This is a genomic window from Streptomyces sp. NPDC055140 (genome assembly GCF_053607285.1).
Genome location: NZ_JBSGTG010000038.1, coordinates 1 through 26,413, shown reverse-complemented (window position 1 = coordinate 26,413; position 26,413 = coordinate 1). Strand labels below are relative to the sequence as shown.

21 protein-coding genes, 3 pseudogenes and 1 riboswitch are annotated in these 26,413 nt (G+C 67.5%); of the genes and pseudogenes, 15 read left to right on the top strand and 9 right to left on the bottom strand.

Features of this window, described 5'->3' with window-relative positions; all coding sequences use genetic code 11:
* Positions 1-354 precede the first annotated feature (354 nt).
* The 3 genes from ACWFR4_RS41615 to ACWFR4_RS41605 all read left to right on the top strand — a co-directional run bounded on the left by ACWFR4_RS41615 (position 355) and on the right by ACWFR4_RS41605 (position 2,664).
* A complete protein-coding gene (locus tag ACWFR4_RS41615; RefSeq protein WP_453469380.1) occupies positions 355-1,272 on the top strand; it encodes an NADP-dependent oxidoreductase in 918 nt (305 codons plus the stop codon).
* 153 nt (positions 1,273-1,425) lie between these two features.
* Positions 1,426-1,845: a hypothetical protein gene (locus ACWFR4_RS41610; protein ID WP_453469382.1), complete on the top strand. Its 420-nt coding sequence runs from the start codon at positions 1,426-1,428 to the stop codon at positions 1,843-1,845.
* 258 nt (positions 1,846-2,103) lie between these two features.
* Positions 2,104-2,664: a class I SAM-dependent methyltransferase gene (locus tag ACWFR4_RS41605; protein ID WP_453656764.1), complete on the top strand. Its 561-nt coding sequence runs from the start codon at positions 2,104-2,106 to the stop codon at positions 2,662-2,664.
* 365 nt (positions 2,665-3,029) lie between these two features.
* Here the strand turns inward: ACWFR4_RS41605 and ACWFR4_RS41600 are convergent, their stop codons facing one another.
* On the bottom strand, positions 3,030-3,494 hold the full coding sequence (locus tag ACWFR4_RS41600) for a zinc ribbon domain-containing protein (protein ID WP_453656763.1): 465 nt from the start codon (positions 3,492-3,494) through the stop codon (positions 3,030-3,032).
* A gap of 62 nt (positions 3,495-3,556) precedes the next feature.
* Here ACWFR4_RS41600 and ACWFR4_RS41595 point away from each other — a divergent pair.
* From ACWFR4_RS41595 to ACWFR4_RS41575, 5 genes and pseudogenes are all read left to right on the top strand, one after another.
* Positions 3,557-3,664 (top strand): annotated as a pseudogene (locus ACWFR4_RS41595) (transposase); the annotation flags it as partial.
* 349 nt (positions 3,665-4,013) lie between these two features.
* A complete protein-coding gene (locus tag ACWFR4_RS41590; protein ID WP_453656762.1) occupies positions 4,014-5,807 on the top strand; it encodes a SpoIIE family protein phosphatase in 1,794 nt (597 codons plus the stop codon).
* A gap of 918 nt (positions 5,808-6,725) precedes the next feature.
* Positions 6,726-7,565: an enoyl-CoA hydratase/isomerase family protein gene (locus tag ACWFR4_RS41585; protein ID WP_453656761.1), complete on the top strand. Its 840-nt coding sequence runs from the start codon at positions 6,726-6,728 to the stop codon at positions 7,563-7,565.
* Between the two features lie 191 nt (positions 7,566-7,756).
* Complete coding sequence (locus tag ACWFR4_RS41580) at positions 7,757-8,995, top strand: IS256 family transposase (protein WP_453656760.1); 1,239 nt, start codon at positions 7,757-7,759, stop codon at positions 8,993-8,995.
* 739 nt (positions 8,996-9,734) lie between these two features.
* Entirely contained in the window at positions 9,735-11,186 is a 1,452-nt protein-coding gene (locus ACWFR4_RS41575) for an amidase (protein WP_453656759.1), read from the top strand.
* Between the two features lie 306 nt (positions 11,187-11,492).
* Here the strand turns inward: ACWFR4_RS41575 and ACWFR4_RS41570 are convergent.
* Both ACWFR4_RS41570 and ACWFR4_RS41565 read right to left on the bottom strand, forming a co-directional pair.
* Positions 11,493-11,600: pseudogene (locus tag ACWFR4_RS41570) on the bottom strand (IS5/IS1182 family transposase); the annotation flags it as partial.
* A 178-nt stretch (positions 11,601-11,778) separates the two neighbouring features.
* The gene (locus ACWFR4_RS41565) at positions 11,779-12,207 is read right to left on the bottom strand and encodes a VOC family protein (protein WP_453656758.1); all 429 of its coding nucleotides are present in this window, start codon (positions 12,205-12,207) and stop codon (positions 11,779-11,781) included.
* Positions 12,208-12,723: 516 nt separating this feature from the next.
* Between ACWFR4_RS41565 and ACWFR4_RS41560 the strand changes: the two genes are divergently transcribed.
* From ACWFR4_RS41560 to ACWFR4_RS41545, 4 genes are all read left to right on the top strand, one after another.
* Positions 12,724-13,977, top strand: coding sequence for an RNA-guided endonuclease InsQ/TnpB family protein (locus tag ACWFR4_RS41560; protein ID WP_453656757.1), 1,254 nt, complete (start codon positions 12,724-12,726; stop codon positions 13,975-13,977).
* Positions 13,978-14,136: 159 nt separating this feature from the next.
* Positions 14,137-14,850, top strand: coding sequence for a hypothetical protein (locus tag ACWFR4_RS41555; protein WP_453656756.1), 714 nt, complete (start codon positions 14,137-14,139; stop codon positions 14,848-14,850).
* 281 nt (positions 14,851-15,131) lie between these two features.
* Complete coding sequence (locus ACWFR4_RS41550) at positions 15,132-16,175, top strand: hypothetical protein (RefSeq protein WP_453656755.1); 1,044 nt, start codon at positions 15,132-15,134, stop codon at positions 16,173-16,175.
* Positions 16,176-16,693: 518 nt separating this feature from the next.
* Positions 16,694-16,867 carry a hypothetical protein gene (locus ACWFR4_RS41545; RefSeq protein ID WP_453656754.1) on the top strand — a complete coding sequence of 58 codons (174 nt, stop codon included), beginning with the start codon at positions 16,694-16,696 and terminating at the stop codon, positions 16,865-16,867.
* 182 nt (positions 16,868-17,049) lie between these two features.
* Here the strand turns inward: ACWFR4_RS41545 and ACWFR4_RS41540 are convergent, their stop codons facing one another.
* From ACWFR4_RS41540 to ACWFR4_RS41525, 4 genes are all read right to left on the bottom strand, one after another.
* Positions 17,050-18,843 (bottom strand): protein kinase domain-containing protein, encoded by a 1,794-nt coding sequence (locus ACWFR4_RS41540; protein ID WP_453656753.1) that lies wholly within the window; start codon positions 18,841-18,843, stop codon positions 17,050-17,052.
* Positions 18,840-19,334: a transposase family protein gene (locus tag ACWFR4_RS41535; RefSeq protein WP_453656791.1), complete on the bottom strand. Its 495-nt coding sequence runs from the start codon at positions 19,332-19,334 to the stop codon at positions 18,840-18,842. The genes ACWFR4_RS41540 and ACWFR4_RS41535 overlap by 4 nt, the downstream gene beginning before the upstream one ends.
* Before the next feature lie 290 nt (positions 19,335-19,624).
* Positions 19,625-19,846 (bottom strand): helix-turn-helix domain-containing protein, encoded by a 222-nt coding sequence (locus ACWFR4_RS41530; RefSeq protein WP_232650045.1) that lies wholly within the window; start codon positions 19,844-19,846, stop codon positions 19,625-19,627.
* Positions 19,846-20,337: a DUF2975 domain-containing protein gene (locus ACWFR4_RS41525; protein ID WP_453656790.1), complete on the bottom strand. Its 492-nt coding sequence runs from the start codon at positions 20,335-20,337 to the stop codon at positions 19,846-19,848. The genes ACWFR4_RS41530 and ACWFR4_RS41525 overlap by 1 nt, the downstream gene beginning before the upstream one ends.
* A 576-nt stretch (positions 20,338-20,913) precedes the next feature.
* Here ACWFR4_RS41525 and ACWFR4_RS41520 point away from each other — a divergent pair.
* Positions 20,914-21,690 (top strand): class I SAM-dependent methyltransferase, encoded by a 777-nt coding sequence (locus tag ACWFR4_RS41520; RefSeq protein ID WP_453656752.1) that lies wholly within the window; start codon positions 20,914-20,916, stop codon positions 21,688-21,690.
* 83 nt (positions 21,691-21,773) lie between these two features.
* Here ACWFR4_RS41520 and ACWFR4_RS41515 read toward each other — a convergent pair whose 3' ends face one another.
* A complete protein-coding gene (locus ACWFR4_RS41515; protein WP_453656751.1) occupies positions 21,774-22,514 on the bottom strand; it encodes an HAD family hydrolase in 741 nt (246 codons plus the stop codon).
* 134 nt (positions 22,515-22,648) lie between these two features.
* On the bottom strand, positions 22,649-23,902 hold the full coding sequence (locus tag ACWFR4_RS41510) for an RNA-guided endonuclease InsQ/TnpB family protein (protein ID WP_453656750.1): 1,254 nt from the start codon (positions 23,900-23,902) through the stop codon (positions 22,649-22,651).
* A gap of 83 nt (positions 23,903-23,985) precedes the next feature.
* Between ACWFR4_RS41510 and ACWFR4_RS41505 the strand changes: the two genes are divergently transcribed.
* Positions 23,986-24,348 (top strand): dihydrofolate reductase family protein, encoded by a 363-nt coding sequence (locus ACWFR4_RS41505; RefSeq protein ID WP_453656749.1) that lies wholly within the window; start codon positions 23,986-23,988, stop codon positions 24,346-24,348.
* Positions 24,349-24,592: 244 nt separating this feature from the next.
* Positions 24,593-24,799 (top strand): annotated as a pseudogene (locus tag ACWFR4_RS41500) (transposase family protein); the annotation flags it as partial.
* Positions 24,800-26,217: 1,418 nt separating this feature from the next.
* Positions 26,218-26,380: riboswitch (cyclic di-AMP (ydaO/yuaA leader) on the top strand.
* Positions 26,381-26,413 lie beyond the last annotated feature (33 nt).

Sequence of the window (26,413 nt, the reverse complement as noted above, 5' to 3'; positions counted from 1 at the left end):
AATGGTGCACAGCGGCGCTGTTCCACTGGTTTTCGAGCGCCTCACCGCCAGGTCCTGTCCGGCGGATCACGGACCGAGTCAGAGCCAGAGCCGGATCGCGGCGACGGTGAAACGGCGTCGCGGAAGACGTAGGCCCGGCTGTCTTACCCAGCGGCCACGGACCGGAAGGTCTTGATCCTTTTGATCGTCCGCTCGACGTCTGGTGTCGGCGGCCATGGAGAACTCGCACGTTCCGCACTTCCGGGAAGACAGCTCCGTTCCTGAGTCGTTGAAGGCGATGGCACGGTCGACGTGTGGCAGCCGGCGCGTGGCCGTCCAAGGCCTATCCGAACGACGAAAGGCGGTGATCACGTCATGAAGGCAGTGCGGTTCCACGAGTACGGCGAGATCGATGTGCTGCGGGTGGATGAGGTGGAGCGTCCGGCGCCCGGCCCCGGGCAGGTGCTGGTCGAGGTCCGCGCGGCCGGGATCCAGCCCGGAGAGGTGATGATCCGCAAGGGCGCGCGGCACGAACGCTGGCCGGCTACGTTCCCCTCCGGGCAGGGCAGCGACCTGGCCGGCGTCGTGGTGGAGCTCGGCGCGCAGGTGCGCGGCTTCGCGGTGGGCGATGTGGTCCTGGGCTTCACCCATGACAGAGCGAGCCACGCGGAGTTCGTCGTGGTCGACGACGTGAACGTGGTCTCCCGTCCGGAGGGGCTGTCCTGGGACGTGGCCGGGTCGTTGTACGTGGCCGGCACGACCGCATACGCCACCGTGTTCGCGGTGGACCCCGGCCCGGCCGACACGGTGGTGGTGTCCGGTGCGGCGGGCGGCGTCGGGTCGCTCGCCGTGCAACTCGCGCGGCGGCGCGGAGCCACGGTGATCGGGCTGGCGAGCGAGCGGAACCATGCGTGGCTGAAGGACCGTGGTGTCGTCCCGGTCGAGTACGGGGAAGGCGCGGCCGAGCGGATCCGGCAGGCCGCCGGCGGGAACGTCGACGCGTTCATCGACACGTTCGGCGACGGCTACGTGGAGCTGGCAGTGGAGTTGGGCGTGCGGCCCGAGCGGATCAACACGATCCGCGATTGGCAGGCTGCGGCCAGGGTCGGTGCGCGGACCTACGGAGAAGGCTCGGCGGCATGCGCGGTCGTGCTCGGCGAGCTGGCCCGGCTGGCAGCGTGCGGGGAGTTGGAGGTGCCGATCGCCCGCACCTACCCGCTGGAGCGGGTGCGAGACGCGTTCCGTGAGCTGGAGCGCGGGCACACCCACGGCAAGATCGTGCTCCGTCCGTAGCCCCGGCTTCCGGGGCGACCAACGAGCAGGTACCCCCGAAGCATCAACGCAGTGTCTCCGCCGGCAATCAGCTGACTATCCGTCAAGTGACTGCCGGCGGGGAAGGCAGCGCAGGTCACAACCGCAACAAGCGTCAGGATCAGCGAGAAGCTGCTGCTAGGTTCGTCCGCCAAGCGATCACGTGAGTACGACCTTGACTTCCGCGACCGGGCCAGTCGGATACGCGCCTGGGGTGTCGGCCTGTTGGCCTTGGCGGCGCTTCTGTGGACATGGTGTGCCGTGTTGCTCTTCCTTCCGTACCAGGTCGATGAGGAGTCGGGCGACCGTTATCCCAGCGAATGCGAAGCACGGTTGTTGACGGAGCGCGGTACAGCCAACGAGGGCCTGCAGAACGGTGATTGGTGTCAGGACGAACGCGACTGGCCCGAGGCTCTGGCCGTGCTCGGGTTGTCCATGCCGGTGTCCGCCGCCGGCGTGGCACTGTTCACGAGCGGCAGTCTGAGCAGGCGCATGAGTGCCCACGCCGAAGCGATGCGCGAACTGGACAGGATCGCCGACGCGCGGAAGGCGTAGCCTGCGCTGTCGGTAGTGGTTCCCCGGCAACTCGCCGTTGATGGCGACTTGTGCTCCCCCAGCACTTCGATCGAGTGCTTGAGCCAGGTGATCGTGATCGTGCCCCAGGTGTAGATGTCCCGACCCGTCACGCCGCTTGTTGACTTGGGTAGTGTTCGGTCGGTGGAACCGGGACCGAACACAGATGACTGGCTGGCGGATACGCGGACGTCTTATGACACCGTGGCTGCGAGTTACGCAGAGCTGACACGTCACCTCTTGGACGAAACACCGGAAGAGCGCGCGGTCTTGGCTGTGTTCGCCGAGCTGGTGCGTGCCCAAGGCGGCGGGCCGGTCGTGGATGTGGGGTGCGGGACGGGCAGGATCACGGGCCACCTGCGGAAGCTGGGCCTGGATGCCTTCGGCATCGATCTGTCACCGGGAATGATCGATGTGGCCCGTGCTGATCACCCCGGTGTGCGGTTCGATCTCGGCTCGATGACGGACCTCACCCTGGCCGACGCCTCGGTGACTGGCCTCGTCGCCTGGTACTCACTGATCCACATTCCTGACGACGACATCAGCTCGGTTCTCACGCACTTCCGTCGAGTGCTTCGGACCGGTGGGCCGCTCCTGCTCAGCTTCCATGTCGGCGACGAGTCGAAGATGAAGACCGAGGGGTATGGCGGGCACCCGATGAAGGTCTATGTCCATCGTCGGCAGCATGACCAGATGATCGAGTGGCTCGACGAAGCCGGCTTCGCCGTCGAGGCGCACAAGACTCTCACCTCCGCCGAGAGCAAGCTGGGAGGGATCATCCTCGCGCGCCGTCAGCCCTGAGCCGCTCCGCCGCCGCTTCGACGACGACGTCTGCAGGTCGAACGGCCCGTCGTTTCACGGCGGCTTGTCGGTTCGGTGGTTGGGGCCGTTCGTGAAGACGAGGTGGCCGGCGTTGAGCCCGCATCCACCCGCACGGTCCCCTGGAGGTCAGTGCAGGGGTCGGGCGGTGCTCGCGGGACCGAGACCGGGTCCGGGTCCGTGGTCCGGACGTGCAGGACCAGGACCCGCCGTAGTCCTCCGGATGGCGCAGAGAGTGCTGCCGGCTCGCCGTGCCGGGCGGACAGGAGCGCACGGCGATGTCCTCGAGGTCTCGCTTTCCCCGCGGCTCAGACCGCTTCCGAGGGCCGACTCACCTCAGCCATGAGTCAACTACCTCGTCGCCAAAGCGACGGGCTTGCAGAGCGGGGGCCACTGGGTGTGGTGCTGCGCTTGCGTCCTGTCCCACGCCCGGGGTCCGGGGGTGGGTCTGGGGCGGTTGGCTGCGCCCCGCGTCGCCACAACTCTTCTGCGCGTGCACGGATGTTGCGGGAGCCGTTCCGGTCTGCGTGATCAACGAATCCGCAGGACCGGCACGCGAACCAGGCCTGAGAGACCCGGTTCGCTCTGTCTGCGTGGCCGCACTCGGCGCAGGTGCGCGAGGTGTACGCCGGATCGACGTACACCACCGGCACCCCAACCCTGCGGGCCTGGTACGCGATGAACTGGCCGAGCTGGGCAAACGACCAGCTGGAGTGGGTGGCCCGTTGGGGCTTGCGAAGCCGTACCCGCTCGCGGATGCCCGTCAGTTCTTCGAGGGCGATTCCGCGACCGGTGCGTTCTGCCTCGGCCACCACACACTTCGCGATCTTGTGGTTGATGTCCTTCGATCGCCGCGACTCCTTATACGCAGGTACCCGTGGGGCGATCACTTCTGGCCCCCTCCTACTTCGCCGCCTCCGTCGGCGGAGCCCCGCTCTCCGTGCTCAAGCAGTACATCGAGAACCAGAAACGCCCCGACTGAGACCACGAGAGCACTCACCGGCTCCGCCGGACAGCCCAGCGCGCGCTCCGCGCCCGGACCCCTGGACGCTGCGACGCTGCGACGCTCCGCGTCACCATCACACGATGCGATTCCTCCCAGGCGTAAACGCCGGGGGTTCCTCGCAAGGATCTCGCTGAACCTCAATATCGAGGTCGAAGTCATGCCTGTCGACCTTCGTCCCGTCGCTTCGCATCCGTCAATGCGTTCCACGCGGATCGGGAGGTCGCAGGGCTCCGGGACGTGAGTGAGCAGGCGAGGTAGGGCTGATCGACGGAACATGGGGGGAGCGGGAAGGGCAGAGTGCGCCGAGTAGACGGGAGTGCCGCAGGTGGGTGGCGGGCGCGAGCACGGCAATTCCGAGGAGTACGAAGTCGAGATGCGCCAGGTCGCGACTCTCAACCGTTTGGCGGGCCCGACCGTCGGCGGATCAGGCGAGGTGTCCGAGCGGATGCGCCACCGCGGAGCCGACCTGCTCGTGACGGGGCACGCCCTGGCGCGGGCCACGTCCCTGGGGGAGGCGCTCACCTTGATCTCCCAGCTGGCCGACGCCAGCCTGCCGCTGTGCGGTCAGGCGGTGTTCCGGTCGGACCGCGAATTCCTGAAGTGCGTGGGCCGGGTCGGCTTCCGCGACGGCGAGGGCGACGCGCTTCGGCTGCCTCTCGGCACGATTCATCCGGCCGCGCAGGTGGCCCGGACCGGACGCCCCGTCTTCCTGGCCTCCCCGCAGGAGTATCGCGATCGCTTCCCGTCCGCCTGGCAGCTCGACGGACAGAGGGGGTGTCAGGCCTGGGCCTTCCTGCCCCTGACGACGTACAGCCAGCTCACCGGCGTATGGATGGCGGCCTTCGACGCTCCGGTACGGATGACCGACGGTCTGGGCCCCTTGCTGGTGAGCATGGCCCGCTTGCTCAGCCAGAGCATCGAGCAGTCGTACGACGGCCAGGCGGACCGCGCGCTCTCCCAGGGGCTGCGCAGCAGCATGAGCCGGATCGACCCCGGTGTCGACGGCCTCACGGTCGCCGCCCGGTACGTGCCCACCGGCGGGGGGCTCATGGTCGGCGGTGACTGGTTCGACAGCATTCTCCTGCCCAGCGGGCGCCTCGGTGTGGTGATCGGCGATGTCCAGGGCCACGATGTGCAGGCCGCCGGGCTGATGTCGCAACTGCGCACGGCCATCCACGCCTACGCCGCCGAGGGCCACGGCCCGGACGCAGTCCTGGTACGCGCGTCCCGCTTCCTGACGTCACTGGGCGAAGGCCGCTTCGCCACCTGCATCTACCTGGAGGCCGACCCCGCCACCGGTATCTTGCGCATCGCCCGGGCCGGGCACCCGCATCCCGTGCTGCGTCTGCCGGACGGCACCTGTCTGCTCAAGCACGTGCGGGGTGGACTGCCCCTCGGGCTCGACCTCGGGGAGGACGACTACCCGGTCAGCGTCGTCTCCCTGCGCGAGAACGAGATCCTCATGCTCTGCACCGACGGTCTCATCGAGTCCGGCGGCCACGACATGTACTCCGGCTGGCTCCGTGTGCGCAATGCGCTCGCTCCGGGTGGTCCTGACGACCTCGACGGCTTGGCGGACCGGCTTCTGAACGCCGTCGTGGCCTCGTCGTCCCCCTCACAGGCGGGCGACCAGCCCGGCGCCTCCTTCACGGAGGACGACATCGCGATGCTGCTCCTGCGCCGAGACCCGTCGGGTGTGCATGCGAATCGGACCGGGCGGCACCTGCGCTTCACCCTCGAACAGGATCAGGCCCAGGGACTCTCCGACGCACGCATCGAATTCCAGGGCCTGCTCCACGACTGGGCGCGGCCCGAGCAGGTCGACACGGTCCTCCTGCTCGTCTCCGAACTCCTCGGGAACGTACTGATCCACACCGAACATGCCGCCGTCCTTCGGGCCGAGATCAGCGGCGCTGCCCAAGGCCGGCGACGACTGCGCGTGGAGGTCACCGACCGCAGCGACGAGGTCCCGCACCGGCGCGCCCCCGGGGAACTCTCCTCCTCCGGTCGCGGCCTCGTCCTCCTCGACCTGCTGGCCCACCGGTGGAACATCCGCCCCGAACCGGAGGGGAAGACGGTCTGGTTCGAAGTCGACGAGGAGGGCCCGGAAGAGCCCTGACGCCGGCCGGGTGACCGGCGAGGTCGACCTTGCCGGTCAGTTCGGCGACTTCGGAGCCGTCTCGCAGTGTCCCGTTCTGGTCCAAGGCGGGATGCCAGAGAGCTTCGGGCAGTGAGCGGATTGCACGACGGACCGGCTCGGTGACCGCGTATCCGACCGAGAACCGCAGGTTCAACCCGTGCTCGCGCAAGTCCGGATCGACGTCGTCGAGTAGCCGCCAGGCGGTCGGTGCCGAGACGACGGGGCCGAACACCCCTGCCTGGTCCCGCAGTACGGCCAGATCTGCGATGGCCTCGCCCCCGCTGGCGAGCATCACCGCCAGACCGGTGGCGATCCGGCCCGGATCATGCCCGGTCCCGCGCGGCCGAAGCGACCTGAGCGCGGTGGAGTACGCGGCAGTCAGACCGGTGGCGTCAGCAAGATCGGCCCGTAACCGTGCCTCGGATTGACCGACCACCTCCGAACCATCGGCACTGACATGGACCCTGGGAGGGAACCCGATCCTCTGCACGTAGAAAGTGCCCCTCCGCTTGGACCGACAGAACCCCTCAGCAAGGTTCATCGTCCCAGGTCAGGAAGGCACTTTCGTGCTTTGCCCCACCAGCCGCCGTACCCGAGCGATACGCCGAGGTTGGTTGGCCACTTTGTACTTCAGTTGGCCCCTCGGGCGGTCAGGGAGCAGTGGTACGCCCGGGCGAGCGTCGTGCGGGGATCACGCTCCTGGGCGGTGCGAGTGGGTGATCGGAGAGAGAGTGGAAGGGATGTCTGCCCCGAGTGGGTCGGGTCGAGGCCGTTGACTGACTGTGTGCAGCGGCTGGAAGGAGGTTGCCGGATCGGTCGTGCTGCGACTTGAGGAGTGCCGGCCCTGACAGCCTCCGATTGCCACCGGGCCGTGATGAGCACCGAGAGGAAGAGGACATGACTGCCTCGTACGACACCATCAGCACCAGGTTGGACGGCAACGTCCTGTCCGCCACCTTCAACGCCCCGCCGATCAACCTCATCGGTCCCGAGCTCGTGCGCGATCTGGTCGCACTGCTCGAGGAGCTTTCCCGACCGGCGACTGCACGGGTGGTGGTCTTCGACAGTGCGGATCCCGACTTCTTCTTCCCGCACGTTGACCTGACCAAAGTGCCCGAATACACCGCTGAAGCCGCGAAAGCCGGAGGTCCGGGCGACGCCTCACTCGGGATGCTGTTCCGCAGGCTCAGCGAGATCCCGGCCGTCACCATCGCCAAGCTGCGTGGCCGGGCACGGGGGGCGGGCAGCGAGTTCCTCCTCGCCTGCGACATGCGCTTCGCCTCCCGGGAGAACGCTGTCCTGTGCCAGCCCGAAGTAGGCATCGGCACCCCGCCCGGCGCGGGAGCGATCCAGCATCTGACCCGTCTGCTGGGCCGGGGCCGAGCGCTCGAAGCCGTGCTGACGTCGGCCGACTTCGATGCCGAACTCGCCGAACGCTACGGATGGATCAACCGCGCGGTGCCCGACGCCGACCTGGACGAGTTCGTGGCCGACCTTGCTGCGCGCATGGGGAACTTCCCGCGTGATGCGCTGATTGCGGCTAAATCGGCCATCAATGCCATCAGCCTGGCAACTCCCGCCGATGTGCGCGCAGATGCTGCCCTGTTCCAGCAACTCGTTCGGAGTAAGCCAACACAGCAACGTACGGCAGAGCTTTTCAAACAGGGCTTCCAGACCCGTGGCCGTACCGAGCTCGACCTCGGTGACGCGCTGGGTGACTTGAAGGCCGTCGACTGATGCAGATGACGGAACGGTGCATCGGACCCGTGGTCTGCATGTACCTCGATCCGGGGCGGTTGCGTCCAGGGAAGTGGTGTACGGGTTCGACCTGATCCGGGGGTTTGCTCCGGCTTCTGGCCGATGCCCGCATAGATGAACGGCCACCGGCTGATCTTCGAAGTGTCGAAGCCTCGAAGGAGATCAGCACGATGACCGCACCAGACAGTCTGCCCCTGCACGCCCTCGCCGAGGACAACCTCGCCGCGGCGAGTCCGGATCTGCTGCGCGCAATGGTCAAGACGTTCGCCGACGCACTCATGTCCGCGGAGGCCGACGCCCTCTGCAACGCCGAATACGGGCAGGTCAGCGACGAACGCGTCAACCACCGCAACGGCTACCGCCCACGCGAGTGGGACACCCGCGCCGGCACCGTCGAACTGGCCATCCCCAAGCTGCGCCAAGGCAGTTACTTCCCGCACTGGCTCCTCGAACGACGCCGGCGGGCCGAACAGGCCCTCATCTCGGTGGTCGCCACCGCCTACCTGCTCGGCGTCTCCACCCGCAGGGTCGAGAAACTCGCCGAGTCCCTCGGCGTCACCCAGCTGTCCAAGTCCCAGGTCAGCGCGATGGCCAAGCACCTGGACGAGCAGGTCGCCGCGTTCCGCAACCGGCCGCTCGACGCCGGGCCATACGCGTTCGTCTGGGTCGACGCACTGACCCAGAAGGTCCGCGAGGGCGGCCGCATCATCAACGTCCACGCACTGATCGCGGTCGGCGTGAATGCCGACGGGCACCGCGAAATCCTCGGCATCGACGTCGCCACCTGCGAGGACGGCGCCGGCTGGCTCGCCTTCCTGCGCTCACTGATCGCCCGCGGCCTGTCCGGCGTCCAACTCGTCATCTCCGACGCACACACCGGCCTCGTCGCCGCGATCGGCGCGGTCCTGCCCGGCTCGTCATGGCAAAGGTGCCGCACCCACTACGCCCGAAATTTGCTGAGCCAGGTTCCGAAATCGGCCCAGCCCTGGGTGGCCACCCTGCTGCGGACCGTCTTCGAACAGCCCGACACGGAGGCGGTCCAGGCCCAGATGCGGCACGTCCTGGACGCACTGGAGGCCAAGTTCCCCAAGGCTGCCGCCCACTTGGACGCTGCCCAGCACGAACTCCTGGCGTTCACTGCATTCCCACGTGAGATCTGGCGGCAGATCTGGTCCAACAACCCGCAAGAACGCCTGAACAAGGAGATCCGCCGCCGCACCGACGTGGTCGGGATCTTTCCCGACCGCACCGCCCTGATCCGGCTGGTCGGTGCGGTGCTGGCCGAGCAGAACGACGAATGGACCGAAGCCCGCCGATACATGGGCCTCGATCTGCTGGCCAAGGCCCGCCTCCACCCGATCGAGTCAGAAACCAGCGAGACCGACCTGCCCACCGAACTCACCGCGTAGCCTCAAAACGAGATCACCGAGTGGCCGTCAATACACCACTCCCGCGGACGTGACCTCCGGGGCTGCGGCGTTGACTCGCGGGCCACGCGAAACGGCGCACCGGCACTGGTATGGCCGTCGCAACAGCAGCTGACTCACGCATGGCACAGGACAACGGCGTCCAAAGGACTTCCGCACCATCACTGCCCTGCGGCCCGCTGCGATGCTCGCAGTGTCCAACTGGCGTGTTACGTCACGACTGTTGTGACTGAGGCGCTGTGGGTGTCCCCTGAGTGTTCTGGCTGGCCAGGGATCGCGCTGAAGGTGCCCGTAGGACGCGACGGCCGACGCCGGTCCCGTTCGCGGGAACCGGCGGGGAGGGCCGCTGCTCAGTTCCGGCGGGGCGCCCCGGACGATCCTGCCGATGACGGCCTCGGCCTGCTCTGGGTGTCCCTCCACCCAGTGCCCAAGCTGCCCAGGTGGCCAGGTGCTCGCGGACGGTCTCCTCGACGCAGGTGCGCAATGCTGCGCCGCCCAGCAGTCCGAGCGTGGCGCAGACCGACTCGGGGCGGTCCAGCTTCACAGACACGACAGCCGTCATGCCCTCGCCGGTCCGGTCCGGTCTGATCCGAGATCGGGGTCCGCGGCTGTGAGCAGTGTCGCTCTGTCGCGTAGGCGTTGGCCGCCGCCACTCCGACGCGGAACCGTTGCGCGTAGCGGCATTTTGTGGCCTTATCGAGCGGTCGATACGGTCGATTTCATGGAGTGGAACTTTCGGACGGCCGAGAATCTGTTGGCTGCTTTGCGTGCTGGTGAAGTGACTTCGACGGAGCTGACTGACGAGGCGATCGCTCGCATTGAGCGGGATGACAAGGCGACCAACGCGGTCTGTGTGCCGGATTTCGACCGTGCGCGGGCGGCCGCACGTGGTGCCGACCAGGCGCGCGCTCGCGGTGAGGACCGACCGTTGCTCGGTCTTCCGGTGACGGTCAAGGAGTCCTTCAACATCGCCGGGCTGCCCACGACTTGGGGCATGTCGCCGTACCGGGACTTCGTGCCGGTCGAGGATGCGGTGCAGGTGTCGCGGCTCAAGGACGCAGGCGCGGTGGTTCTCGGTAAGACCAATGTGCCTTTGGGGCTGCAAGATGTGCAGAGCTTCAACGAGATCTACGGCACCACCAACAACCCGTGGGATCACGGTCGCACGCCGGGTGGATCCTCCGGTGGCTCGGCGGCGGCCCTGGCGTCCGGTTTCGGCGTACTGTCCATCGGCTCCGACATCGCCGGTTCGTTGCGCACACCCGCTCATTTCTGTGGTGTCTACGCGCACAAGCCGACGCTCGGGCTGGCGGCGACCCGCGGTATGGTCCTGCCCCACGCGCCGGCATTGCCGGCCGACCTTGACCTCGCCGTCGTCGGTCCGATGGCGCGCAGTGCCCGCGATCTCATGCTCCTGCTCGATGTCATGGCCGGACCGGACCCGCTGACGCTCGGCATGGCGCACGACTTGACGCTGCCGCCCGCGCGCCACGAGCGGCTCTGCGACTTCCGGGTCTTGGTCCTCGACGAGCATCCGCTCATTCCGACCGGGTCCGCCGTGAGGGCGGGCGTGAACCGTGTGGCCGACGCGCTCGTCGACGGCGGCGCCCGCGTCGAACGGCACAGTCCGCTGCTGCCCGATCTGACCGAAGCCGCGACGCTCTACACGCAGTTGCTGTTCTCGAGCTCCGTTGCGCGCTTTCCCGTCGAAGCGTACGAGCAGCTGCGGACCCGCGCCACCGGACTGAGCGCGGACGACCAGAGCCTCGATGCGGCGCGTCTGCGCGGCATGGCGTTCAGCCACCACGACTGGATCGAGGCGAACAGCCGGCGCGAGCTCCACCGCCACGGCTGGCGGCAGCTCTTCGCCGAGTTCGACGCCGTGGTGTGCCCCATCACGCCCACTCCCGCGTTCCCGCACGACCACAACCCTGATCTGAGAGAACGCAGGATCGACATCGACGGCGTCGGGTACCCGTACTTCGACCAGCTCGTCTGGGCCGGCGTGGCCACCATGCCCGGTCTGCCGGCCACCGCCATACCGGCGGGCAGATCTCCGGAAGGTCTGCCGGTGGGAGTGCAGCTCATCGGTCCGATGTTCGAGGACCGCACCCCGCTGCGGCTGGCCGAACTGCTCGAGCAGCAGATCGGGGGCTTCCAGGCACCGAAGTAGTGGACACTCGGCCCGCAGTCAGGCTGCATTGATGCGGGAGGCGAACCCTTTCGCGCCGCGGGCGGGTGCGGGACTGCACAGCATGGTGCGGGCCACCTCCCGTACTGCGGGACGGCGTACTTCCTGCGGGGCGACGCGTTCGATGGCCAGCAGTTCGGTCAGGCAATGGCCCCAGCGGTTCCACTGGGCGTAGGCGCGGGCGGTCTCCCAGTGCAGGCGTACGAGGCGTTCCTTGGGCAGGCCGGGGCTGCGCGGCCAGGACTTGCCCTGGCGGTCATGTGCCCGCTCTCCCTGATCGTCACCACAGTCTGCCTGCTCGCCTGCGGTGACCAGCAGGGACAGCGGGCGGCAGCGGCCGTCCGCGCTCAGGTGGAATCCGCTGGTGAAGCCGCCACGCGAGCGGCCCAGGCCCTCACCTCCTGCACGACCTCCGCCAGGCGGGCGAGCAGGCTCTGCCACGGTCACACCGCGATGCTCGGCATCGCCCGGCTTCACAACCTCGCCCTCGCGGGCTAACTCCGGCCCCATACGGGCCCACCTTCGAGGAAGGTCCGATGGAGGTGGCTCCCCACCGTGCCGTCTCGGAGGGATCTCAGTCGAGACAGAACTCGTTGCCCTCGATGTCCTGCATGACGATGCACGAGTCGTTGTCGTCAAGCAACAGCCGCACGCGTACCGCGCCGAGCGGGATGAGGCGTGCGCACTCGGCCTCGAGTGCGGCGAGGCGCTCTTCCCCCACGAGCCCGGTGCCGACGCGCACGTCAAGATGCACCCGATTCTTGACGACCTTGCCCTCGGGGACGCGCTGAAAGAACAGTCGCGGGCCGACACCTGTGGGATCGCTGCAGGCGAACCATGACCCCTGATCCTCAGGAGGCCGCGAGCGATTGAACTCGTCCCAAGTGTCAAACCCCTTCGGTGGCGACGGTGCGACGTACCCCAACACCTCGCACCAGAAACGAGCGACGCGCTCAGGTTCCGTGCAGTCGAAGGTGACTTGGAACTGCTTGATCGATGACATCGGCGCACCATAGCAGGGGGGCTCTGCTGCTCATCTTCCGGTAGGCATCTGCATGTTGAGGGGGGATGGTCCTTGAGAGCGAGCCGTTGCTGTGTCGTGCGGTCGCCGCGGGCGCCCCGAGGTCGGTGTCTCCAAGGGGTTGTCCCGTCGCGGCGCGCCACGGGGTGCCAGCTTCTGCACACCGGCATGGGAACGCCCCCGCTGCTACGGGGGCGTGGTCGGGGGGCTACTGGCCGAGGAGTTTGGCGCCGCAAGGGTTGTGCCGGGACGCGGGCGAGCTGCTGGGTGACGGCCATGACAATTGGTGTCCCGACGCCGGCAACTGGATTTCAGCGTTCTCTTGCGAGGAACCCCGGGGGTTCACCCCCGGGAGGAATCGCATCCTGTGGTGGCGATGCGCAGCATCGCCGCGGCAACGGGGGCGGAGCGCACGCAAGAAACCGGGCCGCAGCGCCTGGCGAGGAATGTGCGCTGTTCGAATGCCGGTACGTCGGGTGGCAGGGTGGCGTCACGGTCGTGAAGTTGACCGTGCAGGTGAAACTCCTGCCGACGCCCGTGCAGGCGGCGGCACTTGAGGAATCCCTGCATGCCTGTAATGAGGCCGCGACCTGGGTGTCGTCCGTGGCGTTCGAGAAGGACATCAAGCGCAACTTCGCCCTGCGTGAGCACACCTATACGGCGGTCAAGGACCGGTGGGGGCTCGGCGCTCAGGCGGCCCAGCACGTCATCAAGAGGACCTGCGATGCCTACGCCACGCTCAAGGCGAACTTGAAGGCAGGAAACCTCGGCAAGCCCACCTCCAAGCGCTACCGGCGGGTCATCGAGAAACCGATCGCTTTCCGGCCGGAGGGTGCGCAGCCGTATGACGACCGGATGCTGTCCTGGCAGTACACGGAGCGCACGGTGTCGATCTGGACGCTGTCAGGCCGGATGAAGCAACTGGCGTTCACCGCCGCCCCCGAGCATTTGGCCCGCCTGGCCCTGTACCGCAAGGGCGAGTCCGACCTGCTGTACCGCGACGGCATGTGGTTCCTGACCGCCACCTGCGAGGTCCCCGAGGCCGAACTCAACACCAACGTGGTGGAGTTCCTGGGGATCGATCTGGGGATCGTGAACATCGCGACCACCTCGGACGGTCAGATCATGGCCGGACGCCGGCTGAATCGCGGGCGTCTGCGCGAACGCACCCTGCGTACGAAACTCCAGCGCAAGAACACCCCGTCCGCCAAACGCCGGTTGAAGAGGCGGCGTCGTAAGGAGGCGCGGCGGGCGCGGGACATCAACCACAAGATCGCGAAGCATGTGGTGGCCGAGGCAGAACGCACCGGTCGCGGTATCGCCCTGGAAGACCTCACGGGCATCCACGCACGGGTACGGCTTCGCAAGCCCCAACGGGCCACCCACTCCTCCTGGGCCTTTGCCCAGCTCGGAGCGTTCATTACGTACAAGGCCCGCAAGACGGGGGTGCCGGTGGTGCACGTCGATGCGGCGTACACCTCCCGCACCTGCGCCCCATGTGGGCACATCGACAAGGCGAACCGGGCATCCCAGGCCCGTTTCGCATGCCGGTCCTGCGGTGTCGTTGCACACGCGGACTGGAACGGCTCCCGCAACATCCGTCACCGTGCGGAAGAGTTGTGGCGACGCGGGGCGCAGTCAACCGCCCCAGACCCACCCCCGAAAACCGGGCGTGGGACAGGACGCAAACGCAGCACCACAGCCAGTGGCGCCCGTTGCGCAAGCCCGGGACTTTCAGTCCCGGGTGGTTGACGTGAGGAACCCATGCGGGCGGTCACGGAGTTTCCCAGGGCTGCGGTCACGTATCCCCTGGGGCCGGCTGGCCGCCGGGACGGCCTTCGGAGGCAGCTGTCCGGCGCGGGGCGATAAACCGTTCGCCGGTCGGGGCCGGACGCGTCATGATCAGCACTCGTGACTACGCCGAAGCAGCTCCTGGTCCGGGCCGCCGCCCGCAACAACGCCGAGTGGTGCGCAGCGATGGGTCGATCGCACGGCTTGGCCGGCGAGTTCGGACCCCAAGCATGGGCCGCTCCGGCTCGCACGCCGCTCTACTACCCCGACGCGGTGACGCTGGTGCCGAGTGCTGACCGGGCTGCGCTGGTGGCCCGGATCGACACGGTGGCACCCGGCGCCTCCGTCAAGGACAGTTTCGCCGACGTCGACTTGACCGAGGCCGGCTTTGAGGTGCTGTTCGAGGCGCAGTGGATACACCGCCCACCGAGTGCGCCCGCCCTTACCCCGGATCTTGACTGGTACGTGGTGGACGCCCCGGACAGGCTGCGAACGTGGGCCCTCGCCTGGGACGACGGAGAGGGTAACGCTGGCCTCTTCCGGCCCGAACTGCTCGACGACCCGGCTGTCTTCGTGCTCGCCGGGCACTTCGCCGGCGGCCGAGTGGTGGCCGGGGCGGTGGCCAGCCGCAGCGGCCACGTGGTCGGAATCTCCAATGTATTCGCGCGGGATGGCGGCGCTGACAGGGCCTGGCCGGGCGTGCTGGGCGCGGTGCATCGGCTGTTCCCCACCCTCGCCGTAGTCGGCTACGAGCAGGGCGACGACCTGACCGTCGCCATCCGCCATGGCTTCGAGCCCGTGGGTCCGCTGCGGATCTGGCTGCACAGCTCCTAGACGTACCGGCTCCGCGACTGCCCGCGCCCCTCCTTTCGCCATCCCCACGGCGACGTGTGACCGCGTGGGTGGGGAACTCGCGTGCCGTCCTGTCACATATCGGCGAGCGCCGTCTTTGACCTGCCCATCATGCGAAACGTCTGAGGAGGGCGGAGGTGTCGGCGCGCAGGCAGCGATCGGATACACACGGCTGATCACCATCCGGGCTTGACTCTGACGCCGCTGGAGACTTGACGATCGGACCGTAAGCGACACGTGGATACTTACCGGAGGTGCAAGGCGTGCGAGGCAAAGGCATCCACTACGACACCGGCACCTTTCCCAACGGCGACACCTCCCGCCCGCTCTTCGACGCCGATGTCGTCGCGCGGGACATGCAGGTCGTTGCCGAGGACCTGCACTGCACCGCGATCCGCATCACGGGCGGCGACCCGGACCGGATCGAGAGCACCGCGCGCCATGCGGCGGCTGTCGGGCTGGAGGTCTGGTTCTCGCCGTTTCCCTGCGAGATGACCGACGAACAGATGCTTCCGTACTTCGCCGACTGTGCAGAGCGAGCCGAACGGCTGCGTCAAGACGGCGCTGACGTCGTTCTGGTCACCGGCTGCGAACTGAGCCTGTTCGCCCGCGGTTACCTGCCCGGCGACACCTTCAACGACCGCATCCCGGTCCTGGCCGGCCCCGGCCGCGCAGCCGCACTCCGGCCCATCCCCGACAAGGTCAACGCCTTCCTCGGTGACGTCGTCCGCACCGTCCGCCCCCTCTTCGCCGGCCCGGTCAGCTACGCCTCGTGCCCCTTGGACGGCGTGGACTGGAGCCCTTTCGACATCATCGGTCTGGATGCCTTCCGTGGTCTGCGTAACGCCGCCACCTACCGCGACGATCTGCGCAAGGAGTTCGCCCACGGCAAGCCGGTCGCCATCATGGAGGTCGGCTGCTGTACCTTCCGAGGGGCGGGCGACTACGGCGGCTCGGGCTGGTACGTGGCCATGGAGCCGGACGGTGCCACCCCAAAGCCGGACCTGGTGCGCGACGGGAGCGAGCAGGTCCGCTATCTCGACGACCTCATGCCCATCTTCGAGGAGGAAGGCGTCGACTCCGTCTTCTGGTTCAGCTTCGCCGGCTACGGCACTCCCCACCGTCTGTCCGGACCCGACCCCGACCTCGCTTCCTACGGCATCGTCAAGATCCTCGACGAGCACAGCGACTACCCCGCGGACGTGCGTACCTACCCGGACATGCACTGGGAACCCAAGGAGGCGTTCCATGCCCTTGCCAACCGCTACCAGGCCCTCAAACAGCAAGGAGCCTCCGACCAGCAGTAACCGCTACCGCCTGCAGGACCACTGAACATCGGATGGGGGGGCGCCCCTACTGCATCGTCTGACAAGTAGGCAGGAGCGCCTCTTCTGATTGTGTGAGGACGTGTCTTCCAGATCTTGCCGGGAACGGCTCAGGCGCTGCGGTTCAGGGCGGCCGCATGGGGAGTTCGCGACGTTGACGCTCGTGCCGCTCGAGGGCGCCGGGCAGTTGACCACGGGGGTTTGCGGGTTGCAGCCGATCTTCGTGTCTCCCCCGCGGAGGGCCGCCACCATTGCGATCTTCAGCGACCCGACGTTGGTGCCGTTCCGGCGGATGTCGTATGTCGCCAGAGTGGTGCTGGCATCGAATGTGGAAGGCAGCACTACAGCGGAAGGGCCGACTCGTAAGCGTCAAGATCGGCCGGGGTAACTAGCATCACTCCCCGGAGAAGTGGGCTGCATGTCTCGTGCATCAGACGACGGCTCGGTCCCGCCCCGGTGACGCAGCGTGGGCGCGGACGTTGGGAGTTCACGTATCGCACGTGCTGCTGACCACGCTTGTCTTCAAGGCCGACAACGACAGTCAGTCGGATGGGCGGGACACAGCGACAGCCATCGGTGTGACCGCCGTCGCCACCGTAGGGCTCGTGAGCTATTACGTGTTCGCCGTTCTCGCGGCAATCCGCGCGCGGGACGAAGAACGAAGAGGCGGATAGACCATCAGTTGATGGACGTACCAGGTCGAGGGCATGGTGTTGGCCGACGCCCAATCCCGGCGGGGCGGGGTGACCAGGGCGCCGGCCCACCGAAGACCTTTGACGCCACGGTGAGATCTTCCCCAGTCTCCTGATCGGTTTCGCCCGCCCGGCAGTAGACCGCAGAACTCAAGGTGGTGTCTCTAGTAGGGCACCGTGGTGCACCAGGTCTCCGCCCACGCAGAGGCTCCGTACTTGTTGGCCGCGCGTACCGAGAGGCAGATCTCGTCACCGGAATACGGCCCAGTGATCGTGTAGCTGGTGTTGCCGGTCGAATGGATGGTGTCGACGTTCTTCTTGGTGTACTGGCTGCCCTTGTTTGTGTAGTGGATGTCGTAGCGCGTCGCTCGGGAGATCGCCGACCAGCTCACGAGGATCGGCATGGAGCAGGCGCCGACGCAGGAATTCGTGTATTTGACGCTGTAGCTCTTCAAAGCGGGCGGCGGGGAGCCGGTGGACGAGCCGCCGGCGCCGGACGAACCTCCGCCGCCCGAGGCCGAAGAGCCGGACCCGCTAGTGGTGACGCCGCTGTCGGAGCCGCCGTTTGTGTCGGAGCCGCCGGCGCCGCTGGACGACGTCGAACTCCCGGTGCTCTCCTTGGGTTTCGCCGCGCTCTGCTCGCCTTTGTTGCCTTGCTGCTCCTTGCTGTCTTTCCCGTCCTTCCTCTTCCCGGAAGGTGAACTTCCCGCCTCGCTCGGCGCCTTGCTCCCGTCAGGAGTGGTGCTCGTGCTGCTCTGGGGCGACTTGGCATGTGTTCCGTCCCTTCCGCCGCCCCCAAAGGGGTTGAGCAGGGTGACCGCACCGCCGCCGACGGTGATGACGGCGATGATGGGCAGGACGACCAGCGTGCGGCGCCGACGGGCAGGCCGCCGTTCGGGCTTCGGCGTCGTGGAACCACCCGCCGCGGGGACGGCTTCCGGCGGTCCGGGCTGCGGCCGCAGCCCGAGGGTCGACCGGTCCACGGGCTCCGCCCGGTGGGGCGCCGCCTCGGCGTCGAGCAGCCGTGCGGACTGCTGCGCGAGGTGCGCGACGACGTCGGCGGGCAGCAGGGTGTCCTTGACCGCGACCGTCTTGACCAGTTCCGGATCCGCCAACAGTGTGTCCACGGCAGGCCGTTGCCCGGCGTCCTTGGTCAGGCACCGCGAGATGAGCGCCCGCAGCGCGGGGTCGTCGACCCCGTCCAGGTCGGGCTCGTCCTGCACGATCTGGAACATGACTGCGTGCTGATTGCTGGCCTCGTGCCCGAAAGGCAGCCGCCCCGTGGCCGCGTACATAAGCACGCTCCCCAGGGTGAACACATCGCTCTTCGGCCCCACGCGCTGCGCCTGGATCTGCTCCGGCGACATGAAGCCGGGCGAGCCCACGGCCATCCCCGTGCTGGTCAGCGGCGACTCCGCGGACGTCTCCAGGGCCCGCGCGATGCCGAAGTCGATGACCTTGGTCCCGTCCACGGTCAGCATCACGTTGGACGGCTTCAGATCGCGGTGCACGATGCCCGCGTCGTGGATGTCCTTCAGGGCGCGCAGCAGCCCGTCCGCGACGGCGCGCACGGACGCGGTGGGCAGTGGTCCGTGCCGGCGTACGACCTGTTCGAGGGAGAGCCCGGGAACATACCCGGTGGCGACCCACGGCGGATCGTCGTCGGGACCGGAGTCGAGGACGGGAGCGGTGTAGCGCTCCCCGACGCGCTGCGCCGCGTCGATCTCCCGCCGGAACCGTGCGCGAAACCGCTCGTCGGACACATGCTCTTCGTGCACCACTTTCACGGCGACGGTGCGCCCGCTCTCGGAACGGGCAAGGAAGACCCGCCCCATGCCACCCGCACCGAGCCGACCGAGCAGGAGATACGGCCCGATACGCACCGGGTCGAACGCCGTAAGGGGTTTGATGCCCCCATCGGCATTATCCTCCTGCTCGTCCCTGTTGGTGCTGCTCATCGCGATCCGGCTCCCAGCTCTTGTGCCTGGCAATGGGTGTAACTCAGTTGAGAATAAAGGTTGTTGATGCACCTGTTGCAGGCGAGGACGCGCCGTGCGATCGGCACGGTTCTGGTTCGCACGAGATCTTGAGCTCCAGTCACGGATGCCGGAGGGCGACGATGGCCCAGCCCCGGATACGTCTCGGCACCGATGATGTGTGGCTGGAACTGATGCGGACGGGTGGGGACGGGTGGCAGACGTGAGCCTGACTCCGAACGGCGACGACAGGCACCGCTCCGGGGCAGCGGATCGGGCCGTACACCAAGGCGCTCCAGCACGGACGGCGGTGCGTCGGTGAGTCCACTCACCCACTGCCGGCAGGGGGCCGCTCCGGCCGGAACCGCGCACGCGGTCAGTGCGAGCACGACGACCAGAGCGTGCCGTACGCCGCGCGGATCCCGAGGGTCGGGCACTTCGGCCAGTCGCTCCAGCAGGCCCGGGACCTCCACGGGCACGGCCCCGGGATGCTCGCGGAGATGGTCAAAGGCAGGCGGGATCGGCGCTGATGCGTCAGCAGGTACGGTCTTTCACTCGGAGTTCGGGGCGTCGACAACTCCATGATCTTGGAAGCCTGTGCCTGTCCCGTTCCCAGAACTCCGTCGAACGGACAGATCGTCACGCGGGTGACTACGGCGTAGCACTGGCCGTCCACCCAACGACGAACCCCCGCCCTTCCGTGCTGGGAGGACGGGGGTTTGAGGTGGGGTGTTCCAGGCGTTTTCACGCGCCCTGGGACACGTCATCCGCCCGCGGCGTCCTCGGCCTCCCAGCGCAGCAGGTCGCCCGGCTGGCACTTGAGCACCTCGCAGAGCGCGGCGAGCGTCGCGAAGCGCACCGCCTTGGCGCGGCCGTTCTTGAGAACCGCCAGGTTGGCGGGCGTGATCCCTACGCGCTCCGCGAGCTCGCCCACGGACATCTTCCGCCTGGCCAGCATCACGTCGATGTCGACGGCGATCGGCATCAGATCACCTCGTCCAACTCGGCCTGCATGTGCGCCGCTTCGACGTCGCGCGCGACAGCCTGGGCGAGCAGCATCCGCAGCACGAGCACGATGAGCGCGACCCCCAGGATGGCCAGGCCAACCCCGCCCATGATGACAGTGACGCCCGGGTCGTCCCGCTGGCCCGGCGCATTGATGGCCGTGACCGCGAACCACAGGAGGGCGGCCGCCACGATCGCGCCGATCACGGCGTCCACGTACCGGAAGGCGGCGTGGGAGAACACGGTTCCGCGTCGCACCATCGTCACCAGTCGCCATACGCAAACCACGGCGACCTGGGCCGACACCATGCCCAGGATCGTGATCACGCGCAGTGGGGTCAGCGGGAGAGACCCGTCTTCCGGGTCACTCCCGCTGACCAACACCCACACCATCGATGCCTGTACGAACACGGTGCCGACGAGCACCACCGCGAGCACGACGCGCAACGCACGCACTGCCAGCTTTCCCATGACCCATCCTTCCATCGAGCTACGATGGAAATCTATCGAAGTTCGATAGATTGAGCAAGGGCTGGAACGGAGGGTGGGCGGCTGCTTCGCACCGTGGCGGGACGCCGCCGCCCCCTCCCGCGGCATGGCGGTGGCGCGAACCGTCTTGATCTTGTCGATCAGTACATGCCGATCGGGAGCCCCCATGGACGTCGCCGTACGGAACCCGCGGCCGCATTCGTGCTGGTGGGAACGGCGAAAGGGGCCAGGCACGGGCGTTCGGATCACCGCCCGCACCGTCTGCCGGCGTTCGCGGAGCTCACCGACGAGCGTTCCGTCGGCCGCGCATGCCGCACCGCTTCCAGGCACCCGGCCGATCGCGTCGGCCATCATTCCTCTCGTTGAAGACCGCGATGCCCAGGGCCCCGTGGCCGGTTCATGTTCGGCAGCAGCGTCTGCCGATGTGTTTCCACGCCAACTGTTGATCAGCGCGCTCGTAGACGTTCACGGGGGAAGTGCGGCGCTACGGTCAGCGGATTTGCGTCGGTCGCTGGGCGATCGGGTCGCCTGTGGGGGAGGGCGCGTTAATCTCGGGCCATGTCCGAGACATCGGTGGGGCCCTTCTATGACGAGCTGGCTGACGACTACCACCTGATCTACACGGACTGGGACGCGAGCATCCGTCGGCAGGGAGACGCTCTGGACGCCCAGATCGGCCAGGATGGCGCGGCGGTGCTCGACTGTGCCTGCGGGATTGGAACGCAGGCCATCGGCCTGGCACTGCGCGGGCACCGCGTCACCGGGACCGACCTCAGCCTCCGGGCCGCCGCCCGCGCTGCCCGTGAGGCCGCTCGCCGGAGCCTGAGCCTTTGCACTGCCGCCGCCGATATGCGACGCCTCCCATTTCCCGATGGCTCCTTCGACGTCGTCGTATGCGCTGACAACTCTCTGCCTCACCTGTTGACGGAGCAGGATGCGCACGCCGCCCTGGCCGAGATGCGCCGTGTGCTGCGCCCCTGTGGCCGGCTGCTGGTCAGCACACGCCCCTATGACGACCTGGTGCGCGACCGCCCGGCTTCGACGCCTCCACAAGTCCACCGGATCGGCGACCGGGCTGACGACGGAGAACGAACCGTCACCTTCCAGCTCTGGCACTGGCACGACGACGGCGAGCACTACGACCTGGAGCACTTCCAACTCTTTGAGGCAGATGGGGAATGGCGCGTCAAGGTCCGCCGGACCACCTACTGGGCACTGGGCCGGGACCGGCTGACCGGCCTCGTAGCCGAGGCCGGGTTCGTCGACGTCGAATGGCGGATGCCGCAGGAGACGGGCTTCTTCCAGCCGCTGCTTGTGGCCCGCGCGGGCGGGTAGGTGATGCCACCGCCCGGCGTGAGACGGCAGATGTCAGCAGGCCACGGCGGATTCCCCGGCCCGCGCCCCCCGCTGGCGCGAAGCTATCCCGGTGTCCTCAGGGCGTGGCTGATCGCGGAGGCGGCGTCGCTCGCAACGTGGGTGGGCCGGTAGGAGTCCTGGGTCCAGGACCGGCCGTCTGTCACCCACACGCTTCGAAGGCCGAGCGCGTCGGCGCCGGCGATGTCGGCATGCGGTGAATCGCCGATGACCCACGCGCCAGGCAGGGGAGTGCTCACGGTGGCTGCTGCCACCTGGAAGATTTCCGGTTCCGGCTTCTTGTGGCCGACGGTCTCGGAGATTGCCCAGCCCTGGACGAGCTGGTCGAGCCCTGTGTTACGGATCTTCGCTTCCTGCTGGACGGTGCGGCCGTTGGTGACGATCACGCAGGTCCAGCCGCTGGCCCGTGCCTTGGTCAGGGCCTCTCGGGAGGAGCGCGCCAGGACGACGTGGTCCGTGACGCCGTTGTCGAGAAGGGCGTGGATAGCGGTGGCTGGTACCGCATTGCCGTATCGGCCGGTCAGAGCTGCGGCGACTTCGTGCCGGGCGGTATAACCGCCGGCATCAATGGTCGTCACCCAGGTGAGGTCGGAGTCGGGCAGGCCGTGCTGGGCAAGGAAGCTGGCGACGGCGCTACGGAAGGCCGCATCGCGGTCGACCAGGGTGTTGTCGAGGTCCAGCAGCATCAACGGCATGACCGGCAGTAGATCACAGGCATCGGCTTCGGACGGCGGGGGTTCCCGTCCTCTATCGATGCACTCGACCACATGGAACTCGACCGCCACGGCGCCCAATTGCCCCTCATGCAGGCCTCTGCAGCGACAGCGTTACTCATGAATGTTTCCTACCCCGTCGTGCCCTCCACCTGCTCTGCACAAAGTGCTCGACAAACGCTGCTGCGGAGGGTGAACGACGCTAGTCAACCACCCGGGACTGAAAGTCCCGGGCTTGCGCAACGGGCGCCACTGGCTGTGGTGCTGGGTTTGCGTCCTGTCCCGCGCCCGGTTTTCGGGGGTGGGTCTGGGGCGGTTGACTGCGCCCCGCGTCGCCACAACTCTTCCGCACGGTGGCGGATGTTGCGGGAGCCGTTCCAGTCCGCGTGTGCAACGACACCGCAGGACCGGCATGCGAAACGGGCCTGGGATGCCCGGTTCGCCTTGTCGATGTGCCCACATGGGGCGCAGGTGCGGGAGGTGTACGCCGCATCGACGTGCACCACCGGCACCCCCGTCTTGCGGGCCTTGTACGTAATGAACGCTCCGAGCTGGGCAAAGGCCCAGGAGGAGTGGGTGGCCCGTTGGGGCTTGCGAAGCCGTACCCGTGCGTGGATGCCCGTGAGGTCTTCCAGGGCGATTCCGCGACCGGTGCGTTCTGCCTCGGCCACCACATGTTTCGCGATCTTGTGGTTGATGTCCCGCGCCCGCCGCGCCTCTTTACGGCGCCGCTTCTTCAGGCGCCGTTTGGCGGACGGGGTGTTCTTACGCTGGAGTTTCGTACGCAGGGTGCGCTCGCGCAGACGCCCGCGGTTCAGCCGGCGTCCGGCCATGATCTGACCGTCCGAGGTGGTCGCGATGTTCACGATCCCCAGATCGATCCCCAGGAACTCCGTGACTCCGACGTTGAGTTCGGCCTCGGGGACCTCGCAGGTCGCGATCAGGAACCACATGCCGTCGCGGAACAACAGATCGGACTCGCCCTTGCGGCACAGGGCCAGGCGGGCCACATGCTCGGGGGCGGCGGTGAACGCCAGTTGCTTCATCCGGCCGGACAGCGTCCAGATGGACACCGTGCGCTGCGTGTACTGCCAGGACAGCATCCGGTCGTCATACGGCTGCGCACCCTCCGGCCGGAAAGCGATCGGCTTTTCGGTGGCCCGCCGGTAGCGCTTGGAGGTGGGCTTGCCGAGGTTTCCTGCCGTCAGGTTCGCCTTGAGCGTGGTGTAGGCATCGCAGGTCTTCTTGATGACGTGCTGGGCCGCCTGGGCTCCGAGCCCCCACCGGTCCTTGACCGCCGTGTAGGTGTGCTCACGCAGGGGGAAGTTGCGCTTGATGTCCTTCTCGAACGCCATCTGGGAGACCCAGGTCGCGGCCTGATTGCAGGCATGCAGGGATTCCTCAAGTGCCGCCGCCTGCACGGGCGTCGGCAGGAGCTTCACCTGCACGGTCAACTTCACGACCGTGACGCTACCTGCCACCCGACGTACCGGCATTCGAACAGTGCACATTCCTCGCCGGGCGCTGCGGCCCGGCTTCTTGCGTGCGCTCCGCGCCCGTTGCCACGGCGATGAACGAGATCCCGAAGGTCGTGTTCTCGGAGTCGCTCAGGTCCGCCGACTGGGGCGAGACGACGATCGCCGCTGGAGATCTGGGCGAAACCATCACGCGACTCAAGCAGGAGCGCCCCCGGGGATACCTGCTCGCCCACGGTGGGGCACGGTTCGCACGGTCGTTGGTTGCGACCGGCTTGATCGACGAATACCGCCTTCTCGTCCACCCGGTAGTCCTGGGTGCGGGCGAGCGGATCTTCCTCGCGCCGCTCACCATCGAGCCGGACAGCACCACCGTCTTCAGTGGCGGAGCCGTCGCGCATGTCTTCGCGGCGCACCCGCGATCAAGCTGATCGGCAACCGGGGCGGGCGCCCTCGTCGGTGGCCGCCTTGGGGGTCACCGCTCGTTGCGGGTCGATGCCGTGCGTCCTTGCCGACTTGCCATTGGCGCTCCGCGCTTGGCCACCTGCGCCACTGAGGGATTTCTAACCTGCGCGAGGCGGTGGGCAGTTGGAGTGGAGGGCGGTGGGTGGACGTGAAGAGGCTCCTGGTAGACGGGTGCACGACCAAGATCTCCTGTCCAAGGGGAGCCTCCGCGTGCTTGCCTACCGGTCCGGCGTCGATGTGTCCACCTCGACCCTGCGCTATCTGTCCGCTCGCCTGCGGACGCGCCGCCAGGAGTTCGGCACTCGCCGGCGCCGACTGAGCGTGGGTCGCCAGGGTCTGCTCGTGCCGGCGCACCTGCGGTGCGGCCACACCTACGCCCAGCTGGCCGCCGGTTTCCGCGTCGGCACCACGACCGCCACACCAGCGCCCCAGGCGAACTGGCAGGGCGCCCCCGAAGAGGGAACGCCTCGGCGAGTGCCGCGTCATCGAACAACGGATCCAACGCCTCCCGGATCCGTACCGCGGCGTCCCCCTGGGGAAGGCCGCCGCCCGCACCACTCGGGCCGTCAGCTCCGGCACGCCCTGATCAGCCCGCGGCTCCAGCGACAACCTTCTCGCTCCTCCCACCCACCACCACAACAACCGCGAGAGACCAACGAGCCGCCCCTGATCGAATCACGCCTTTCTCAGCAGGGTCCTGAAGGCCGGTGCACTGCGACTGAATCCCGGTAGCGGTACCCGCAGGGAAACGGCCCATCTCGCCCCGGCGTCGGTCAGATGCCGCGAACGCCCGCACGCCCCGGCACCAGCGGCCCGCGTCCCGTCAGCTCACCGCACAACCGGATTCGAGGAAGCGACTCGTCCCACGGCTCACCACAACGCGGCGGTTCCTGCCTCAAAATAGGAACGCGCCGCTCCCATAAGCCCGTTCGCGCTCGCGCCCAGCACGCCTTCGCTCGAATGCAGGTCTCAAATATCCCACCTGACTGGCGAATCGCCGTCATGTTCCATGCGCCCGAGTAACTTCCCGTACTACTGCGCTTCTTCGCGGCTGGCCATCGGCTCGTCATTCGCCAGAAGATTTCAGCAGGCTCCTCCGGATCCGAGCCGAGGACTTCACTGACATATCAGTGACGATCGGCAACTGACTTGCCATCACATTCGGACCTCTTCTGAGCTCGCGCACATCTTGAGTCGGCAAAAACTCCGGGTGCGGCATCGGAGCCCTCACCCACCCCGTCCCCGGTATCCCGCGAGACGAGCAGGTCGGCGGGAAGTGCACTCCGACGATGGAGCCCGCCGGCCTCACCTCAGTCGATTCCTGAGCCGAACCGCACAAGGCCACGTTCAGGCGCCATCCCGATCGACACCCGCTCACGAACCGTGCGGCGGGGATGTCCGTCGGCACGCGCGACCGGGCCAGCATTGATGGCTATATGCCACTTTAGGTAATAAAAGGGATGTAGCGGTATGTCCCTTTTATTACCTAAAGTGGCATTTTCAGATCATTAGCGATGTAAGCGAAGATCTGCCCATATCGCTAAGCATTCATGCGAAATAACGCACTTCACTAGACTATCGAGCGGCATTCCAACCTGTATCCCCTTCAGTGAACCGTGTCACACGAACGGAAACAGGCCCCGAGCTCTGCTGAGCCCCACTTCCCTTCTGCGCAAAGAAGATTGGGCTTTTCGATCAAAGAGAGCGGCGGGTTCCGGTCACCAGACACAGGGCTCTCATATTTCGCGATCACAATTCTGGTCTTGTTCCGTTCGCGCTTTCTCGCCTAATGTCACCGTCAATCCGGATGGAACGCCGAATCCTGCCGCTGTCCGGAACCCCTCCCACCCACTCGGTTACGCACGGCAGGAGCGGGGGACCCAGGAAAGCCGCCGATCCGGATTCCGGAACGGCTCGGGGTGAAGTCGCACACATGGTGCGACCGGACATCTCCCGTCCGAACCCGACAGCTCACCTCGCAGGCGCCGGAGAGGAATTCGTCATGCCCGCAAAGGGAAAGCACCGCCGCAC